Genomic DNA, 337 nt, shown 5'->3' on the forward strand with positions numbered 1-337 from the left:
CTCTTCTTCGCGACGCGCTTCCTCGGCGGCGCGGCGAATCGCTTCCTCGGCGGCGCGCTTGCGATCCTCGGCCTCGCGGACGCGAGCCTCGGCAAGCACGCGGGTGCGCGCGTCCATTTCCTCGTTCGACAGCGTGCGCAGCACCATACCGGCGCCAGGGCGATTGCTGCCCGAACGCTGGCCACCTTGCTGCGGACGGCCCTGCTGACCCGAGCGGTTGCCCTGGGGCGGTTGGCCGGGGCGGCCTGGAGCCTGTGGCTGCACCGGACGCGGCGCGGGAGCCGGGCCGGCGGCCACCGGTGCAGGCGCTTCGGCGCGCGGGGCGGCTGCGCTGACA

Source organism: Labrys miyagiensis, from assembly GCF_030160835.1.
GTDB lineage: Bacteria > Pseudomonadota > Alphaproteobacteria > Rhizobiales > Labraceae > Labrys > Labrys miyagiensis.